General features: G+C 66.0%; 18 protein-coding genes. 8 read left to right on the top strand and 10 right to left on the bottom strand.

Features of this window, described 5'->3' with window-relative positions; translation table 11 throughout:
- The first annotated feature begins 138 nt into the window (after window positions 1–138).
- The 5 genes from LIG30_RS22385 to LIG30_RS22365 all read left to right on the top strand — a co-directional run bounded on the left by LIG30_RS22385 (window position 139) and on the right by LIG30_RS22365 (window position 4,029).
- The gene (locus tag LIG30_RS22385) at window positions 139–357 is read left to right on the top strand and encodes a hypothetical protein (protein ID WP_038715594.1); all 219 of its coding nucleotides are present in this window, start codon (window positions 139–141) and stop codon (window positions 355–357) included.
- A gap of 2 nt (window positions 358–359) precedes the next feature.
- Complete coding sequence (locus LIG30_RS22380) at window positions 360–1,247, top strand: hypothetical protein (RefSeq protein WP_038715593.1); 888 nt, start codon at window positions 360–362, stop codon at window positions 1,245–1,247.
- Window position 1,248: 1 nt separating this feature from the next.
- Window positions 1,249–2,499, top strand: a complete 1,251-nt coding sequence (locus LIG30_RS22375) for a WD40/YVTN/BNR-like repeat-containing protein (protein ID WP_235510365.1) — start codon at window positions 1,249–1,251, stop codon at window positions 2,497–2,499.
- A gap of 412 nt (window positions 2,500–2,911) precedes the next feature.
- Entirely contained in the window at window positions 2,912–3,421 is a 510-nt protein-coding gene (locus LIG30_RS22370) for a hypothetical protein (protein WP_038715592.1), read from the top strand.
- Between the two features lie 305 nt (window positions 3,422–3,726).
- A complete protein-coding gene (locus LIG30_RS22365) occupies window positions 3,727–4,029 on the top strand; it encodes a hypothetical protein (protein ID WP_038715590.1) in 303 nt (100 codons plus the stop codon).
- 156 nt (window positions 4,030–4,185) lie between these two features.
- Here LIG30_RS22365 and LIG30_RS22360 read toward each other — a convergent pair whose 3' ends face one another.
- Window positions 4,186–4,641 (bottom strand): hypothetical protein, encoded by a 456-nt coding sequence (locus LIG30_RS22360; RefSeq protein ID WP_038715589.1) that lies wholly within the window; start codon window positions 4,639–4,641, stop codon window positions 4,186–4,188.
- 746 nt (window positions 4,642–5,387) lie between these two features.
- Here LIG30_RS22360 and LIG30_RS22355 point away from each other — a divergent pair.
- From LIG30_RS22355 to LIG30_RS22345, 3 genes are read left to right on the top strand one after another with little or no spacing between them, the layout of a single operon-like run.
- Window positions 5,388–5,606, top strand: coding sequence for a hypothetical protein (locus LIG30_RS22355; protein ID WP_038715587.1), 219 nt, complete (start codon window positions 5,388–5,390; stop codon window positions 5,604–5,606).
- 2 nt (window positions 5,607–5,608) lie between these two features.
- Complete coding sequence (locus LIG30_RS22350; protein WP_038715586.1) at window positions 5,609–6,496, top strand: hypothetical protein; 888 nt, start codon at window positions 5,609–5,611, stop codon at window positions 6,494–6,496.
- Window position 6,497: 1 nt separating this feature from the next.
- Window positions 6,498–7,739 carry a WD40/YVTN/BNR-like repeat-containing protein gene (locus LIG30_RS22345; protein ID WP_235510364.1) on the top strand — a complete coding sequence of 414 codons (1,242 nt, stop codon included), beginning with the start codon at window positions 6,498–6,500 and terminating at the stop codon, window positions 7,737–7,739.
- Between the two features lie 106 nt (window positions 7,740–7,845).
- Here LIG30_RS22345 and LIG30_RS22340 read toward each other — a convergent pair whose 3' ends face one another.
- From LIG30_RS22340 to LIG30_RS22300, 9 genes are all read right to left on the bottom strand, one after another.
- The gene (locus tag LIG30_RS22340) at window positions 7,846–8,229 is read right to left on the bottom strand and encodes a copper resistance CopC family protein (RefSeq protein ID WP_038715583.1); all 384 of its coding nucleotides are present in this window, start codon (window positions 8,227–8,229) and stop codon (window positions 7,846–7,848) included.
- Between the two features lie 13 nt (window positions 8,230–8,242).
- Entirely contained in the window at window positions 8,243–9,136 is an 894-nt protein-coding gene (locus LIG30_RS22335; RefSeq protein ID WP_038715582.1) for a hypothetical protein, read from the bottom strand.
- Window positions 9,137–9,231: 95 nt separating this feature from the next.
- On the bottom strand, window positions 9,232–9,615 hold the full coding sequence (locus LIG30_RS22330) for a DUF2946 domain-containing protein (protein WP_038715581.1): 384 nt from the start codon (window positions 9,613–9,615) through the stop codon (window positions 9,232–9,234).
- A gap of 88 nt (window positions 9,616–9,703) precedes the next feature.
- Window positions 9,704–10,279 carry an RBBP9/YdeN family alpha/beta hydrolase gene (locus LIG30_RS22325; protein ID WP_038715580.1) on the bottom strand — a complete coding sequence of 192 codons (576 nt, stop codon included), beginning with the start codon at window positions 10,277–10,279 and terminating at the stop codon, window positions 9,704–9,706.
- A gap of 17 nt (window positions 10,280–10,296) precedes the next feature.
- Entirely contained in the window at window positions 10,297–11,616 is a 1,320-nt protein-coding gene (locus LIG30_RS22320; RefSeq protein WP_038715579.1) for an MFS transporter, read from the bottom strand.
- A gap of 145 nt (window positions 11,617–11,761) precedes the next feature.
- The gene (locus LIG30_RS22315; protein WP_038715578.1) at window positions 11,762–12,817 is read right to left on the bottom strand and encodes a 3-keto-5-aminohexanoate cleavage protein; all 1,056 of its coding nucleotides are present in this window, start codon (window positions 12,815–12,817) and stop codon (window positions 11,762–11,764) included.
- Window positions 12,818–12,891: 74 nt separating this feature from the next.
- On the bottom strand, window positions 12,892–13,740 hold the full coding sequence (locus LIG30_RS22310) for a TauD/TfdA dioxygenase family protein (protein WP_038715577.1): 849 nt from the start codon (window positions 13,738–13,740) through the stop codon (window positions 12,892–12,894).
- 10 nt (window positions 13,741–13,750) lie between these two features.
- Window positions 13,751–14,725: a quinone oxidoreductase family protein gene (locus tag LIG30_RS22305; protein ID WP_038715575.1), complete on the bottom strand. Its 975-nt coding sequence runs from the start codon at window positions 14,723–14,725 to the stop codon at window positions 13,751–13,753.
- Window positions 14,726–14,743: 18 nt separating this feature from the next.
- Window positions 14,744–15,631, bottom strand: coding sequence for a hemerythrin domain-containing protein (locus tag LIG30_RS22300; protein WP_038715630.1), 888 nt, complete (start codon window positions 15,629–15,631; stop codon window positions 14,744–14,746).
- Window positions 15,632–15,651 lie beyond the last annotated feature (20 nt).

The raw sequence follows: 15,651 nt of genomic DNA, 5'->3' as shown, positions 1-15,651 counted from the left end.
ACCCCGCTGCAAATTTAGGACCTGTCCGATCGACATTTACCTGATGATTTGCTTAACTCGTGCGCATCTGCCGGCATCTCGTCCGTAGTTGCAACGCGGGCGGTCGTGCCGATTTGGAAACCTAACGACAACGGCGCCATGCGAACGATTCAGGATGTGCTCCAGCACCGGAGCGCAGTCGTCACCCAGCCTTTCCATCTCGAAATCGCGACGCTGCTGTCGCCGGTTTCCGTTTTTTCGTTCGTTCTGGACGAGGGAAAGCTGATCGCAGAAGGGATAACCGGCGAAAAGAGCAAGACTTCGCTGGCCAACAGTCACGTGCCCCAGGATGCGGTGCTCAAGCTTCTGGGCGATTGAAAATGGCTGAAAACGATAATCCGAAAGTAATCGGCGTCTTCCATTCCTACATGACGCCAGCAGGCTACACGCAACGGGCCGAAGCCGAAACGGGCCGGTGCAACCTCAACGTGCCGCCCGCGGCTGATTCGATCATCGGAAAGTGCGAGTACTACTATCGCCCGCTGAATTGCGGCTACATCGAGACCGTCGAAAAAATCAAACTCTCGAATGCATCTTCTGCGGCCGCGTTTGCCGCGATAAAGGTATTTGCACGCGATTTCAATCCCTGGAAAGACGTCGAGGTCATCGAACGCCTCTTGAAGCGCCGCGACAAGCTGATTCCGCCGAACTGCACGGATTCCGACTGGTCGCGCCACAGCAATTTCATGATGCGGCACATCGGCTGTGGACATAAGCCGCCGTCGTATTACATCAGCTATGGGTATTACTACTGCTCGAACTACGGTGCGAACCTGAAGCCCCGTTTGAGCGAGAAAGGAAAGGAGTGGCTGGATAACGCCAAGTGGTGGCTGCAAATATACATGGAGCTTGGAATTAAACAAAACATGCGGAGGGGTGTGATCGAACTGGCCAGCCAAAATCCCCGCAATGGCAGCTTCAAGATGACGGTGCCACAGTACCAGCTGGAAGTCAGCGAGGAGAATTTCAAGAAATTTGCGTTCAAGACACACCCCCTTGCCTATCTGGACGGTGGCCTGGCCTGGTTGAATCCGATTGATATGGCTTTGATTCTGAGCGGCCCCGCCGCTGAGGAATGGGGGGACGTGGACACCTACAAACAGGTCGGGTCGACCATGTGGGGGGCCTTGAAGAACTATGGTGGCGCAATCGGCGATGAATCGAGCGAACTGGTGAATCGGGTATTGAACCGGCTGATGAACAAGTGACATGCGCCCATTCTTCTGGAAGACATTGCTGGCCGGGCTGACCCTGGCCGCCGTAACGATTTATGGATACCGAATCATGACGACACCAGGCTGGAGCACCCTCTCGACGGAATTCATGAAGGCAGATCAGCCCTATGGCGGTGGCGCGTTCGTTCTGCGCGGCAATGAAGTCATGACGCTCAAACTTGCCCATCCAGTCGTGACATTCAAGCCTCGCAGCGAACGTATAGTTTCCGACGTAGCAGAACCGGTAGAACCTTGGATGAAAGACACATCCGAGCTACTCAATCGTTCGACAGCGAATTTCCTCCGAAGCGACGTTGATGGTGCGATGACCAACTATTTCCAGCAGCCCGCCCAAGGCACCGCATGGTGGTATTCGAAGGACTGGAGCACGATCTATGTAGCCACTGACTGGATGGACTATAAGATTCCCGAACCGGAGAACGGACTGTCGCCGCACATTGCCAGGCTCTGGCGCTCGGGGGACGGCGGTAAGACCTGGGCACAGCTGAATTGGCCGGAAGATCACAACATCAACGATCTGCTGTTTCTCGATTCGCAGCGCGGTTATGCGATCGGCTGGGGGCCGCACGTCTGGCGCACAGCCGACGGCGGCCGGTCGTGGCAGGAAATCCCGCCGCCGCCGATGGCCACCGATGCCAGCAAGCCACGCAAGATGTTTGACGCGGTGGACCTCGGCCCGGACGGCACGCTGCGCGTCGCCTACTACGTGCCGATGCTCGGCAAGATCCAGTTGTCCAGCGTGGTGTACCGGCTGCGCTGGGAAGCGGCGCAATTCGAGCAGGATGTCGTGCTGCCGGATCAGGTTGTCGTCCAGCTGGGCTCGACCGACGAGCCGCCCGGCTATACCTATTCGATTTATGCGCTGTCGCAACTGGGCCTCCCGCGCGACTGGAACGACTGGAACGACCAGAACGACGAGGGCGTACGCACCGGCGCGATTTCGACGTGGGCCAATTACCAGACGCCGCCGGTCACGCAACGGCACACGTTCGACGAGCGTTACACGCTGGAGGGCCTGGAGATCGGGAAGCGTGGGGTGCTGCTCGTCTATGCGAGCGACGACAATCGCGCAGGCGCGTCGCATGACATCACGTTCTATAGCAGCGACTTCGGCAAATCGTGGAACGACGTCGATGACGGGATCAGTCAGGGGGGCTGGTTCGATCGCGAAACCAATACGCAATATGCGCTTTATGCCTATACGCTCAAGAAGCGGGCGTTCTGAGGGCTGCGGCTTACCACGAAGCCTGGCCGCGCCAGGCGGCACCGCACCGCTGCACCCCACCGCCAACCGCACGTCCTCGCCGTCGTGAATCCGGCGCGCGATCGCCTTGCGCACCGCTTATCTGGCCAATATGCTGAATTTGAGCGTTGACGTTCCGGTTCCGACGGATGTCGGCGGGCGCCAGCCGCCCGCATTCGGGCGGAACCGGTTCCGGCGCAGCGGCGGCACTCCGCCGGGCGGGCGAACCCGTCGCGCGGGAGCGGCGCGGATCGCCTCCAGGCCGCCCGTCCGCACGGATGCCTGCCGGTCAGGCCCGGATCGCAACGCTGTCCGGCGCGCCGCCCGAGGGGCGGCACGCCATCAGGTGTCCCGGCTCCACCCATGGCCGGGGCGAATGCCGAGAGAGGTCGTTATGAGGCGCATCTATGTGCTGCTGCCCGACGTGGGGGTAGCAAAGGCGGTCGTCGACGAGTTGCTGGTGAAACGCATCGCGTGGCGACATATCCACGTCGTCGCAAACGACAAGGTCCCGCTGCAGGATCTGCCGCAGGCGTCGATCGCGCAAAGCAGCGACCTGTTGCTGGCGCTCGCGCGCGGCGGCACGGCCGGCGGCGTCACGGGCATGCTCGCCGGACTGGCCGCGCTCGCGTTCCCGCCGGTCGGGCTGACGATCGCCGGTGGCGCGGTGCTGGTGTTCGCCGCCGCGGGCGCGAGCTTCGGCGCGTGGGTCGGCGCGATGATCGGGATCAGCGTGCCGAGCCCGCGCCTGAAGCATTTCAAGGACGCGGTCGAACGCGGCGAGCTGCTGATGCTGGTCGACGTGCCCAAGGATCGGGTCGGCGAAATCGAGGACCTGATCAAGCTCCACCATCCGCAGTCCCACATCGAAGGCACCGACCCCACCATTCCCGCTTTTCCGTGACGGGGTGCGCATGCGTGCCGGGCGGCAGGCGCCGGCCCGGCGGATGGCATCGGCACGGCTGAACGCGTCGCAGGCTGTTGCGCCGCCGCGGCGCCTGCGCGCGCAGGCAGACCCGGAGCGCGTTCGCATATTACGGGCCATAACAGCCGCCGGACGGCCGGGCCGTGCCGGAGCCCGGCGTGGCGCGGGTGCGGCGGGCGCCTGATGGGCCGGCGCCGTCATCGCCCGTTGCAATCGCTTACAGAAGCCCCCGGCCGCGACTCTATGATTCAGCGTGCGTACACAACGAAAAAAGGGAGTTCCACATGAACAAGCGCATGTTGCTGTTGCCGCTGCTGGCGAGCGTCGCGCTCGCGGGATGCGCGGTCTATCCGTATCCGGCGCAGCCCGGGGTCGGCGTCGACGTGAGCGTCGGATGGCACGGCGATCGCTACTGGGACGGTCAACGCTATTGGCAACGGGCCGAGTGGGAACGGGATCACCCGCCCCGTGGCGGCGATTACCGGCGTGACCGCGAAGACTACCGCGGCGGAGACCACCGCGACGGGGATCGCCGCGACGGGAATCGCCGGGACGACTCGCGGCGCGGCGACGAGCGTTCGTACTGACCGGCGGCGCCGCACGCAGCGCGTTCGCGTGCGGTGGCGGCACGCCACGACGGCTGCGGCATCGTCATGCGGATTGGCCGACCCGGGCGCGGTCAACCGGAAACCCCCGTGTCGCCGGTTCCCCTGCTCCTGCCTGTGCGCGTCAAGCGCGCCGCGTCATTGCGGCGCCGACGCCGGGGCCGATGCCGGACCGTCCTGGAACGCGCGGCCGATCTGGTCGATCAGCGATTTCGCGGCGGACGTGGCGAGCGCCGTGTCAACATTCGACGTCTGCCACGCGCCGTCGTTATCCTGCACGAACGACAGCGCCACGCGCCTACCCGTGTCGCCGCCGGCCGGCTGGCCGGCTTCCCGCAGCACGATGATCACGTTGCACGCATACGTCCGCTCGGCCGCCTTCACGCAATCGCCGTCGCGCGTGACCGACGCGACGTCGGCCGACACCGGCATCGGCTGCCCGAGCAGCGTGTTGAGCGGCCCGTGATTCTCCGCATCGAGCGACCGCCGCACGGCGGCATCGATGTCGCGCCCGGACGGCCCGTCGTGGAACCAGCCGCATGCCGCCAGCAGGGTCGACGACATTCCCAGTAAGCATAGCGTTCGAAACTTCATGACTCTCGAGTGTGTCGGCAGGATTGTGACGTGAGGCGCCGCGCGCGTGTTGCCCGGCAGCGTGCGGCACCGGGCGGCGACGCGCCGCGCTTGTTTTCGTCCGGACGGCGTCCGGGCGCTCGCGCGTAGTCTGCGGCGTCGATCGCGCGCGCGGGGTATCCATTTGTAACCGAAATACGCGCTGCCCGGCGCGGCGTGCCGCCGACGAGTTGCTGCCGCGCGTATTCGCCGCCTCGGCGCTTAGCTATGTCGCCTATGCGGCGTTCCTACAATGGCGGACGCACCCCGCCCGCATCACGTTGATCGTGACCGTGCTGGATGCGAGAAGCGCATCCTGTCCGAGGAGGCGGCGTACCGCGCGTATCGCAAGGCCGTGCGGCACCGGGTCATTCCCTGCGTGTTCTGAGCGGATCAGCTTGATCACCGCGACCATGCTTGTGTCGTCTGGATCGGCATCCGCTCGGATCCGCATCGTGGCGGCCGCTTTTCACGTTACCACGCTTGAGCGCCAAGCGATTCCGGAAGACCTGCGAGCGCGTGGTCGTTTGTCACCGCCACGACGAATAAATCGCCCATCCCGGCTCATGTGCGGATGGTGATCTGTCGATACCCCGCTGCAAATTTAGGACCTGTCCGATCGACATTTACCTGATGATTTGCTTAACTCGTGCGCATCTGCCGGCATCTCGTCCGTAGTTGCAACGCGGGCGGTCGTGCCGATTTGGAAACCTAACGACAACGGCGCCATGCGAACGATTCAGGATGTGCTCCAGCACCGGAGCGCAGTCGTCATCCAGCCTTTCCATCTCGAAATCGCGACGCTGCTGTCGCCGGTTTCCGTTTTTTCGTTCGTTCTGGACGAGGGAAAGCTGATCGCAGAAGGGATAACCGGCGAAAAGAGCAAGACTTCGCTGGCCAACAGTCACGTGCCACAGGATGCGGTGCTCAAGCTTCTGGGCGATTGAAAATGGCCGAGAACAAAAATCCGAAGGTGATCGGCGTCTTCCATTCCTACATGACGCCAGCAGGCTACACGCAACGGGCCGAAGCCGAAACGGGCCGGTGCAACCTCAACGTGCCGCCCGCGGCTGATTCGATCATCGGACAGTGCGAGTACTACTATCGCCCGCTGAATTGCGGCTACACCGAGACCGTCGAAAAAATCAAGCTCTCGAATGCCTCTTCTGCGGCCGCGTTTGCCGCGATAAAGGTATTTGCACGCGATTTCAATCCCTGGAAAGACGTCGAGGTCATCGAACGCCTCTTGAAGCGCCGCGACAAGCTGATTCCGCCGAACTGCACGGATTCCGACTGGTCGCGCCACAGCAATTTCATGATGCGCCACATCGGCTGTGGACATAAGCCGCCGTCGTATTACATCAGCTATGGGTACTACTACTGCTCGAACTATGGAGCAGATCTATATCCTCGCCTGAGTTCGGCCGGGAGGGCTTGGTTACGGAAGGCAAGGTGGGCGCTGCAAAATTATATGGAAGATGGGCTGAGTCAAAACATGCGGAGGGACGTGATCGAACTGACCAGCCAGAATCCCCGCAATGGCAGCTTCAGGATGGAGATGCCGCAGTACCAGTTGGAAGTCAGCGAGGAGAATTTCAAGAAGTTTGCGTTCAGGACGCATCCCCTTGCCTATCTGGACGGTGGCCTGGCCTGGTTGAATCCGGTCGATATGGCCTTGATTCTGAGCGGCCCCGCCGCCGAGGAATGGGGGGACGTGGACACTTACAAGCAGGTCGGGTCAAGCATGTGGGGGGCCTTGAAGAACTATGGCGGCGCAATCAGCGATGAATCGAGCGAACTCGTGAATCGGGTATTGAACCGGCTGATGAACAAGTGACATGCGTCAATCCTTCTGGAAGACATGGCTGGCCGGGCTGACCTTGGCCACCGTAACGATTTATGGATACCGGATCATGACGACACCAGGCTGGAGCACGATCTCGACGGAATTCATGAAAGCGGATCAGCCCTATGGCGGTGGCGCGTTCGCTCTGCGCGGCAATGACGTCATGACGCTCAAGCTGGCCGGTCCAATAATCACATTCAAACCGGAAGAAGAGCTAAAAGATCCTCTTGTCGCGGAGCCGACCGAACCGTGGATGAACAACTCCCACGAAAGACTCAACCGTTATACGGTGAATTTCCTGCGGGGCACGCTGGAAGGGGGGATGACCCGCTCATTCCAGCAACCCGCCCAAGGCACCGCATGGTGGTATTCGAAGGACTGGAGCACGATCTACGTCGCGACTGACTGGATGGACTACAAGATCCCCGAACCGGAGAACGGACTGTCGCCGCATATTGCCAAGCTCTGGCGCTCGGGGGACGGCGGCAAGACCTGGACACAGCTGAATTGGCCGAAGGATCGCAACATCAACGATCTGCTGTTTCTCGATTCGCAGCGCGGCTACGCGATCGGCTGGGGGCCGCACGTCTGGCGCACCGCCGACGGCGGCCGGTCGTGGCAGGAAATCCCGCCGCCGCCGATGGTCACCGATGCCAGCAAGCCACGCAAGACGTTTGACGCGGTGGACCTCGGCCCGGACGGCACGCTGCGCGTTGCCTACTTCGTGCCGATGCTCGGCAAGGTCCAGCTGTCCAGCGTGGTGTACCGGCTGCGCTGGGAGGCGGCGCAATTCGAGCAGGATGTCGTGCTGCCGGATCAGGTCGTCGTCCAGCTGGGCTCGACCGACGAGCCGCCGGGTTATACCTACTCGATCTACGCGCTGTCGCAACTGGGCCTCCCGCGCGACTGGAACGACCAGAACGACAAGGGCGTACGCACCGGCGCGATTTCGACGTGGGCCAATTACCAGATGCCGCCGGTTACGCAACTGCACACGTTCGACGCGCGTTACACGCTGGAGGGCCTGGACATCGGGAAGCGCGGGGTGCTGCTCGTCTATGCGAGCGATGACCAGCGCGCAGGTGCGCCGCATGACATCACGTTCTACAGCAGCGAGTTCGGCAAATCCTGGAGCGACGTCGATGACGGAATCAGTCAGGGTGGCTGGTTCGATCGCGAAACCAATTCGCAATATGCGCTTTATGCCTACACGCTCAAGAAGCGGGCGTTCTGAGCCAGGCGGCGCATTGCGCAGCCTGGCCACGCCAAGCCGCGCCGTCATCCCCGCGACCCCGCCGCCGTGAAGCCCGGCGTGCGGAGCCGTTCAGCGGCCGGTACCGTCAGGGCTTGACGGTAAACGTGTAGTCGCCGTGGGTGCGATGCCCATCGGCGGCAACGGCCACCCACTCGACCGTGTACTTGCCGGCCGCAAGCGGCGGCAGCGCCAGCTCGATCACGTCCGGGTGCTGCGGATCGACGGCCGCCTTCGCGGCGCCGACCGGCTTGCCGGCCGCATCGGTGACGGTCAGCGAGCTGAACGCCGGCTCGAGGTTGCCGTCGAACGCGATCCGCACCTTCGCGGGCGGGGCGACCGTGGTGCCCGCGCCCGGCTCCTGCTTCTGCGGGAACACGTGCGCAAGCGCCGGGACGCTCAGCGCGAGCGTCAGCGCGAACCCGGCGGCGACCCGCGCGGCGCGCGGCATCAGTCTATGCAGTCGAGTCATCTCTCCCCCTCCATCAATGGAATAACGGCCGGCCGAGCGTCGTCGGCGCGAGATCGTCGAAGAATACGTGCGCCTGCACGAGAATGCCGGTGTGCGAGCCGCTGGCGTGATTGATCGGAATCTGCGCCTCGATGCCGAACTGGCCGTAACGGTTCATCCAGATCAGGCCCGGATTGATCGTGCCGGTCGTCTGGCCCTGGCTGCGCGACAGCGGCACCTCGACCACCGGCACGAGGCTCGCGATCGGCTGCGGCAGCCCGACGTCGCGGACATGCTGCTGCAGATACGGCAGGCTGTATTGCATCGTGAACCCCATGTTGAACGCGTCGGGCTGGCCCGCGCCGGTCGTCAGCGCGGGCGCGGCGGTCGCCGTGATCGCGATCGGGCGCAGGTACGCGAGCGCGTCGGGCAGATCGCCGAAGCCCTTGCCGACATAGAGGGTCGGCGAGATCGTCGAGAAGCTGCTCGAGATCGCATGGCTGCCGGTGCCGCCCAGTTCGGCGTTGACGCCGATCGACGTCATGAACTCGTGGCGCTCGTTGACGTACAGCCGGTACTTCAGCCCGACCGAGAAGTTGTCGAAGCCGCGCGTGGTCGGGTTGTTCTGCATCACGTAGCTGCCGGCCATCGACAGCGCGAGGCTCGACGTGATCAGCTTGTCCCACTCGAAATCGACGGTATTGATGCTCTGGTCGCCATTGTCCGACGACACGCGCTGGTGGCCGTACAGCAGGTTCAGCTCGTCGCCGACGCCGGGATCGTCGACCGCGAGCGTCGACGGGAACACGCGGTCGCCCGCGATCGAGTGCGCACGCGCCGCGAGCGGTGCGAACAGGGAGAAGGCGGCCGCGCATGCGCAGGCCATCGCGCGCAGCGGCAGCGCGCGCGGCGTGGTAGGGGTTTTCATCGGGTGAATCCTGGATCGGGGCGTGGCCGAGCCACGTTGCGCGCGCGTGCGCGCGCCAACCCGCGACGCCGAAGCGGCATCGCGGAACATGAGCCTCAAATCAGGAAACGGACCGGTGGGGCGCGCGGCTGGGCCGCGGTATGGACAAAGACGCGGCGCAGCGTCTCGAAGCGGACGGCCGCCTGCTGTTCGACGGCCGCCGCGGCGATCGCGAGCACCACGGCGGACACCGGCAGCACCGGCGCGTGCGCGAGCAGGCTGCAATAGCCGCACGCGTGCCAGTGTGCGGCGAGCGAATGCGGATCGGCGTCGTCCTGCGCGCCGCCGTCGGGAGCGCCGTGCAGCGAACAGAGCACCGGCGCGAAATCATCGCTCGCGGCGCGCGCCGCGAGCGTATGCGAAATCGTCGGGGCGAACGTCGCCATCAGGATCGCGAGCAATCCGAGCAGGCTTGCAATCTTCTGATGGAAACGGTTCATGGAGCCACGCGGCGACGCCGGCGGAAATCGAAGGCGGCGAGATTATGCCACGCGGCCCCGTTTTTTCGACAGCCGGCGCACGCCAACTCTACTGCGCGACCTGCCCCTGAAGCTGCGCGATCAGCGCGTCGGCGCCCGGCCAGTTGCCGAAGCCGGACGCCGGGTTCAGATGCCCGACCTCCCCCAGATCGACGACGCGGCTGCCCCAGTCGGCGGCGAACGCCTCGATGCGCGCGTAATCGCCGAGCGGATCGTTGCGGCTCGCGGCCACGATGCTCGGGAACGGCAGCCGCCTACGCGGAACCGGCGTCCAGCCGTGCGCCTGCAACGCGTCGAGCGCCGGGTAGCCGGCCGGCATCGGCCGTTCGAGGTCCGCTGGCGCCGCGAGCAGCGCGCCGTGAATCGGGCGCGTCGCCTGTTGCGCCCAGTGGACCGTGATCATCACGCCGGCGCTGTGCGCGGCGAGGATCACCGGCCCGTCGATCTCTGCGAGCGCCGCGTCGAGCGCCGCGACGCGCGCGTCGCGGCTCAGCTTGTCGTGCTCCAGCGGCGCCACCGAGCGCGCACCGGGCCAGCGCCGTTCGAGATGCGTCTGCCAGTGGTCTTCGACGTGATCGCGCAAGCCGGGCACGATCAGGAGGGTGGGTGGATTCGCGTGGGTCATGCAGTCTCCAGCAAGGGTCAGGAATGAGTGGGCGCGCGCCGCAGCGCGTCGAGGCGCGCGAGATCGGCGCGGTAGCTCGCGCGCCCGAGCACGAACGTCAGCGCGGCGGCGAGCGGCACGACGGGGATCCATCGCAGCGCGCCGACGAGCCCGACGTGATCGGCGATCCAGCCAGTCATGAGCGGCCCCGGCGCCATGCCGAGCAGGTTGTTCGCGAGCGTCAGCGTCGCGAATGCCGACGCATGGATCGCCGCGGGCGTCAGGTTCGCGACCATCGCGCCGGACGGGCCGGACGCGCCCGCGCCGACCAGCATCCCGACCCCGATCAGCGCGAGCTGCAGCGGCCCCGGCGGCAGGCGGAACGCGAGCGCGAGGCTGGTGAACGCGAGCAGGCAATACGCGATCGCGGTGAGCCACTTGCGCGACGCGTCCGCCTTCGCGACCCGGTCGGTGACGATCCCGCACACGACCATGCCGATGCCGCTCAACAGCACGAAGCCGGCCGCCGAGACCGCCGCGCGGTCTGGCGTCATCGCGTAGTAGCGGTTCAGGTAGCTCGGCAGCCACGCGAACATCGCGCCGGGCACGAACAGGTGCAGGCCGCTGCCGACGTACGCGCAGATCACCGAGCGCGACGAGAACAGGCCCGTCATCAGCACGCGCAGGCTGCCGCGCACGCCGCGCGGCGTGCGCCGGCACACGTCCGGACGGTAAGCCGCCAGCCGCGCCTCGGTGACGACGGTGCGGTATGCGACCAGCAGCACCATCCCGAACACGGCCATCACGCCGAACGCCCAGCGCCAGCCGAGGTGCGCGCCGACCACGCCGCCGAGCGCCATGCCGAACACGGAGCCGAAGGCGCCGCCCGCCATGAACGCGCCGGTGAGCGTCGCGCGCAAGTGCGACGGAAAGATGCTGAGGATCAGCGCGACGCCGACGCTGCCGTACGCCGCCTCGCCGAGACCGACCAGCCCGCGCGACACGAGCATTTCGGTGTAGTTGGTTGACAGCGCGCAGCCGAGCGTCGCGAGACTCCATAGCGCGGCCATCAGCACGATGCTGCGCACGCGGCCGAAGCGGTCGGCGATCACCGACAGCGGGAAGGTCAGCACGCCGACCAGCAGCGCGACGACGCCGCTCAGCGAGCCGAGCTGGGTGTCGGACAACGCCCACGCGTGCTTGAGCAGCGGAAACACGGCATTGAGCACTTGCCGCGACATGTAATCGGACAACAGCAGGCCGACGGTCAGCCCGAACACGACCCACGCGAACGTGGACGCGCGGCTGCGCTCGGCGGGCATGTCGGCCATCGTCGGCTCGGCATGGTGAATGAGCATGGTGTCTCCTCCAGTCACTGGCGCGACGGCGTTCTTCGACGCCGCCGGGTTATCCCGCCCCGTTTGCCGGGGTCGTGGATGCGCCACGGAGTGTTCGATCGGCGGGCGGCGGCCGGTCAGGGCCGCCGCCCGGTTGCGCAAAGCGTCAGGCGGCCCGCAGCGGCACGTTCACCTGGCCCGGCCGGCGGTTCGGCGTCATGCCGAGCTGCGCGAGCGTCTCGTCGACGCTGTCGTACTGTACGCCGATCCGGTAGATCGCCTTGGCCTCCTTGCCGGTCGCGACCTCGCGGCCCAGCTCGCGTGCGATCCGCGCGAGTTGCTCGACCTGCTGCACCGACGTCATCCGGTTGCCCTTCTGGTCGATGAGCGTGTCCTCGATCCCGCAGCGCGGATGCAGGCCCATCGCCATCGCCATCGTGTTGATCGGCAGCACGTTCTTCATCAGCGATTCGAGCGTGATGCACGAGCCGTCCGGGCAGCGGCGGATGAATTCCATGAAGTTGTACGGGCTCGGGCCGTCGAAGCCGCCGCCGATGCCGACCCACGTGACGTTCAGCGGGCCACGGTAGACGCCGCGGCGGACCAGACGTTCGAGCGTCTCCAGCGCATGCATGCCGGTCAGCTGGAAATGTGGCTGGATGTTCGCCGCCTGCAGGCGCTTCAGGTGCTCCTCGACCCAGCCCGGGCCGGCCGGCACGGTCATCTCGCGATACGCTTCCCAGTACGCGGCGTCGTTGAGCGACGTGTCGGCGACTTCGGCGCGGTTCATCAGCTCGGTGATGTTCATCTGCACCGTGTTGATCGCGATCGTGACCTGGTCGGGCTTCGGGGTCAGTTCGGCGAGCATGTGGCGGGTGTCGTCGGACAGCCACTTGGCCTCGGCGCCGTCGCCTTCCGGCGCGAACGAGATCGAGCCGCCGACCTGCAGGATCATGTCGGGCACCGCCTCGCGCAGCCCGGCGAGCAGCTCGTTGAACTTCGACAGGCGCTTGCTGCCCTTGCCGTCCAGTTCGCGCACGTGCACGTGCAGCACCGTCGCGCCCGCGTTGTAGCAGTCGACGGCCTTCTGCACCTGCTCGTCCATCGTCACCGGAATGTCTTCCGGAAAGTCGGCCGGCATCCATTCCGGCCCATACGGCGCGACCGTGATGACTACCTTGTCCTGGTTCTCGGGGTGCAGCGAATCGTCAAGAAATTGCATGTCTTCCTCCAGATGGAATCGTGGCGCACGCCGCATCGTTGCGTGGCGTGTCGTCTCGTGTGATGCGATGAAAATCAGAACGGCACGTCGCCGATGATCCCGGCGCGTTCCATCTTGCGTTCGCAAGGCGGATAGTCCATCACTGCGTAGTGCTGAGTGCTGCGGTTGTCCCAGATCGCGATGGCGTTCCTGCTCCAGCGCCAGCGCACCTGGTATTCGGGGATATAGGCCTGGCTCACCAGATAGTTGAGCAGCAGGCCCGCGCCCGGATTCGCGTCCTGTCCGACGCGCACCCGCTCCGGCGTGTGATAGTTGGTGAAGTGCGTCGTGAACGCGTTGACGAACAGCACCTTCTCGCCGGTCTCGGGATGCGTGCGCACGACCGGATGCTCGGCGTCCGGATACTGCGCCTTCAGCGCGAGGCGCTTGTCGATCGGCATCGCCGCGCCGAAGCTCGCCTCGATGCTGTGGCGCGCGCGCAAGCCTTCGATCTGCGCCTTCACGTGCGCGGGCAGGTTCTCGTAGGCGAGCGCCATGTTCGCCCACATCGTGTCGCCGCCCACCGGTGGGCATTCGACGCAGCGCAGCACGCAGCCGAGCGGCGGCGCGGCGCGCCAGGTCGCGTCGGTGTGCCACGCGTTCTCGTAACGGTCGTTCGGCTGGTCGGCCGACTTGTAGATCCGCACGAGGCCGGGATGCTCCGGATCGCTGCCGGCGACCGGATGATCCTCCAGCTCGCCGAAGCGCCGCGCGAACGCGACGTGCTCGGCGCGCGTGATGGTCTGGTCGCGCAGGAACAGCACGCGGTGCCTGAGCAGCAGCGCGCGGATCTCCGCGAACAGGCCGTCGTCGTGTACCGCGTCGGCCAGGTTCAGGCCCGACAGTTCCGCGCCGATCGCGCAGGTCAGTTGTTCGACTCGCATGGCTGCCTCCTCAAACGTCGAAAACCGATGAACCGGTGGTCTTGCCCGCCTCCAGATCGCGATGCGCGCGCACTGCGTCCTCGAGTGCGTAGCGCTGGTTGATCTCGATCCTGATGCGGCCGGCCGCGACGTGGCCGAACAGCTCGCCCGCCAGCTCCGCCCGCTCGGCCGGATCGGCGATGTAGTCGGCGAGCGCCGGGCGCGTGAAGAACAGCGAGCCCTTGATCGCGAGCTGCATCGCGTCGATCGGCGGGAACGCGCCGGACGCCGTGCCGACGCCGACCAGCAGGCCGCGGCGCTTCAGCGAATCGAGCGACGCGTTGAAGGTGTCCTTGCCGATGCTGTCGATCACCACCGGCACGCCGACGCCGCCCGTCAGCTCGCGCACCCGCGCGGCGACATCCTCGCGGCGGTAGTAGATGATGTGATCGCAGCCGTGCGCGCGGGCGATTTCCGCCTTCTCCTCGCTGGACACCGTGCCGATCACGTTCAGCCCGAGCAGCTTCGCCCACTGGCTGACGATCAGCCCGACGCCGCCCGCCGCCGCATGCAGCAGGAACGTGTCGCCCGCCTTCCATGGGTAGATGCGGCGCATCAGGTAAGCGGAGGTCAGGCCGCGCATCGTCATCGCGGCGGCCGTGTCGAAGCCGATCGCGTCGGGCAGCTTGATCAGGCACGCGGCCGGCATCACGCGCTCGGTGCTGTACGCGCCGAGCGGGCTGCCGGTATAGGTCACGCGGTCGCCGACCGCGAACCCCGTCACGCCGTCGCCGACCGCTTCGACGGTACCCGCGCCTTCCATGCCGATGCCGGACGGCAGCTTCGCCGGATACAGGCCGGTGCGGAAGTAGATGTCCGCGAAGTTGAGGCCGACCGCCGCGTGCCTGACGCGCACCTCGCCCGGGCCGGGCTCGCCGACCTCGACCGTTTCCCAGCGCAGCACATCCGGGCCGCCGGTTTCGTAGAATCGCACTGCATGTGCCATCGTGTTCTCCGTTGCTTGTCAGTCGGACGCGCGCGGCGCGCCCTCGGGTTCATCCGTGGCCGGAAGCGGCGCGTCCGCGCCCTCCTCGGCCTTGCTCTCAAGTTCGATCCAGTCGGCTTCGCTCAGATAACGGCGCGCCGCCGGAAATATCACGCCCTCTTCCCGTCCCATCTGCTCGAACACGCCGCGTGCATAGGCCGCGAGCGCGGCATCGAACCCGGCGGACGGCATCGTCTGTTGCGTCATGCGCGCCAGTTCGTCGAGCGCATGCGTGTCGCGGCGCTGCTGGCGGTCGAGTTCGTCCAGCTCGGCGTCGACGGTTTCGGTCCGCACGCGCAGCATCGCGAACAGCGACGGCTCGGGGCCGTCTTCACGGCGCAGCGCCTGCAGCCCGGCCAGATCCGCGAGCACGCGGCGCAGTACGCCGGCGTCGCCGGCCGGCGTGCCGCGCGCGGTGCCGTGCCGCAGCAGCGCATGCAGGACGCCCGTCACCGCGCGGTGCGCGTCGAGACAGCGCGTGATTGCGCGCCCCGCGGCGGACGCTTCCGACGCCGGACACACCAGCACCGGCACCGCGCTCGCGTCGAGCCCGCGGCCTTCGCGCGCCGCGCCGGCTGCTTGCGCGGCCACGCAGATCAGGTCGCAGCCCAGTTCACGCGCCGTGTCGGCAAGCGATGCGCTGCTTCCGGACGCAATCGCGTACGACACGCCCTGCGCACGGGCCGCCGCTTCCACTTTCGCACCGTGCTCCGACGCCTGCGCTTCGGGTAAATACCGGTGGGACGCGTCGCCGGAAAGCACGAACGTGACGCGTGCGCCGAGCGAACGGGCCAGCTCGAGCGCATGGCCGACCGCGTCGATGCCGCCGGGGGTGTCGTCGACGGTGACGAGCAGATGTCGATACATGGCGACGCTCACCTGCCCAG

This window comes from Burkholderia sp. lig30, assembly GCF_000687455.2.
GTDB lineage: Bacteria > Pseudomonadota > Gammaproteobacteria > Burkholderiales > Burkholderiaceae > Burkholderia.
This window is presented reverse-complemented; position numbering and strand designations above follow the sequence as displayed.

Excerpts from the sequence above, each read along its gene's own strand:
- LIG30_RS22360 (WP_038715589.1), bottom strand. The coding sequence starts at position 4,641 with ATGAAGTTTCGAACGCTATGCTTACTGGGAATGTCGTCGACCCTGCTG.
- LIG30_RS22330 (WP_038715581.1), bottom strand. The coding sequence starts at position 9,615 with ATGAACCGTTTCCATCAGAAGATTGCAAGCCTGCTCGGATTGCTCGCG.
- LIG30_RS22300 (WP_038715630.1), bottom strand. The coding sequence starts at position 15,631 with ATGTATCGACATCTGCTCGTCACCGTCGACGACACCCCCGGCGGCATC.
- LIG30_RS22365 (WP_038715590.1), top strand. The coding sequence starts at position 3,727 with ATGAACAAGCGCATGTTGCTGTTGCCGCTGCTGGCGAGCGTCGCGCTC.
- LIG30_RS22340 (WP_038715583.1), bottom strand. The coding sequence starts at position 8,229 with ATGACTCGACTGCATAGACTGATGCCGCGCGCCGCGCGGGTCGCCGCC.
- LIG30_RS22335 (WP_038715582.1), bottom strand. The coding sequence starts at position 9,136 with ATGAAAACCCCTACCACGCCGCGCGCGCTGCCGCTGCGCGCGATGGCC.
- LIG30_RS22385 (WP_038715594.1), top strand. The coding sequence starts at position 139 with ATGCGAACGATTCAGGATGTGCTCCAGCACCGGAGCGCAGTCGTCACC.
- LIG30_RS22325 (WP_038715580.1), bottom strand. The coding sequence starts at position 10,279 with ATGACCCACGCGAATCCACCCACCCTCCTGATCGTGCCCGGCTTGCGC.
- LIG30_RS22350 (WP_038715586.1), top strand. The coding sequence starts at position 5,609 with ATGGCCGAGAACAAAAATCCGAAGGTGATCGGCGTCTTCCATTCCTAC.
- LIG30_RS22305 (WP_038715575.1), bottom strand. The coding sequence starts at position 14,725 with ATGGCACATGCAGTGCGATTCTACGAAACCGGCGGCCCGGATGTGCTG.
- LIG30_RS22315 (WP_038715578.1), bottom strand. The coding sequence starts at position 12,817 with ATGCAATTTCTTGACGATTCGCTGCACCCCGAGAACCAGGACAAGGTA.
- LIG30_RS22320 (WP_038715579.1), bottom strand. The coding sequence starts at position 11,616 with ATGCTCATTCACCATGCCGAGCCGACGATGGCCGACATGCCCGCCGAG.
- LIG30_RS22355 (WP_038715587.1), top strand. The coding sequence starts at position 5,388 with ATGCGAACGATTCAGGATGTGCTCCAGCACCGGAGCGCAGTCGTCATC.
- LIG30_RS22310 (WP_038715577.1), bottom strand. The coding sequence starts at position 13,740 with ATGCGAGTCGAACAACTGACCTGCGCGATCGGCGCGGAACTGTCGGGC.
- LIG30_RS22380 (WP_038715593.1), top strand. The coding sequence starts at position 360 with ATGGCTGAAAACGATAATCCGAAAGTAATCGGCGTCTTCCATTCCTAC.
- LIG30_RS22370 (WP_038715592.1), top strand. The coding sequence starts at position 2,912 with ATGAGGCGCATCTATGTGCTGCTGCCCGACGTGGGGGTAGCAAAGGCG.
- LIG30_RS22345 (WP_235510364.1), top strand. The coding sequence starts at position 6,498 with ATGCGTCAATCCTTCTGGAAGACATGGCTGGCCGGGCTGACCTTGGCC.
- LIG30_RS22375 (WP_235510365.1), top strand. The coding sequence starts at position 1,249 with ATGCGCCCATTCTTCTGGAAGACATTGCTGGCCGGGCTGACCCTGGCC.